Origin of the sequence: Acinetobacter sp. YH12097 (genome assembly GCF_013419225.1) — a bacterium.
Taxonomy (GTDB): Bacteria; Pseudomonadota; Gammaproteobacteria; order Pseudomonadales; family Moraxellaceae; genus Acinetobacter; species Acinetobacter amyesii.
Map to the genome: position 1 here is coordinate 1 of NZ_VPAN01000096.1, position 1,193 is coordinate 1,193.

A 1,193-nucleotide genomic window follows, 5' to 3' on the forward strand; every position below is an offset into this window, starting at 1 on the left:
TGGATCGGCGCTCAATCTGAATGTTCACTTCCACATGCTGTTTCTCGACGGTGTGTATGTCGAGCAATCCCACGGCTCAGCGCGTTTCCGCTGGGTCAAGGCGCCGACCAGCCCAGAGCTCACCCAGCTGACGCACACCATCGCCCACCGGGTGGGTCGCTATCTGGAACGGCAAGGCCTGCTGGAACGGGATGTCGAAAACAGCTATCTGGCCTCGGATGCGGTGGATGACGACCCGATGACACCCCTGCTGGGGCACTCGATCACTTACCGTATCGCTGTCGGTTCACAGGCGGGGCGAAAGGTGTTCACTTTGCAAACTCTGCCGACCAGTGGTGATCCGTTCGGTGACGGGATTGGCAAGGTAGCCGGGTCCAGCCTGCACGCCGGCGTGGCGGCCAGGGCCGATGAACGCAAGAAGCTCGAACGGCTGTGCCGGTACATCAGCCGCCCGGCGGTATCCGAGAAGCGGCTGTCGTTAACACGAGGCGGCAACGTGCGCTACCAGCTCAAGACGCCGTACCGGGACGGCACCACGCACGTCATTTTCGAACCATTGGATTTCATTGCAAGGCTGGCCGCCCTGGTACCGAAGCCCAGAGTCAACCTAACCCGCTTCCACGGGGTGTTCGCACCCAACAGTCGGCACCGGGCGTTGGTCACGCCGGCAAAACGGGGCAGGGGCAACAAGGTCAGGGTGGCTGATGAACCGGCAACACCAGCACAACGGCGAGCGTCGATGACATGGGCGCAACGGCTCAAGCGTGTTTTCAATATCGACATCGAGACCTGCAGCGGCTGCGGCGGCGCCATGAAAGTCATCGCCTGCATTGAAGACCCTATAGTGATCAAGCAGATCCTTGATCACCTGAAGCACAAAGCCGAAACCAGCGGGACCAGGGCGTTACCCGAAAGCCGGGCGCCACCGGCTGAGCTGCTCCTGGGTCTGTTTGACTGACGAGCCTGAAGGCCAACGATACCAATCAAAATGCTGCGTTCACAGCGCCGCGGCAGGGATCCGCCGTGCTGGTTGTCGGAAAAGGAGCCGCTAGTGGGAAAGAGGAGGGTAAATTTTCAGCGTTGCTGGCTCCCCGTCAGCCGGATTGGGTTGCATCGCAGGGGTGTCGAAAGAGTCAACTGCGGTCCAAAGCTGTTGGACTTGGGTGAAAAGGGCGTTTATTCTTCCTATACGT

At 60.2% G+C, this 1,193-nt stretch carries 1 pseudogene; it reads left to right on the plus strand.

Annotated elements, in window-relative coordinates:
* A pseudogene (locus tag FTU37_RS16540) lies at nt 1-958 on the plus strand (IS91-like element ISVsa3 family transposase); the annotation flags it as partial.
* Nucleotides 959-1,193 lie beyond the last annotated feature (235 nt).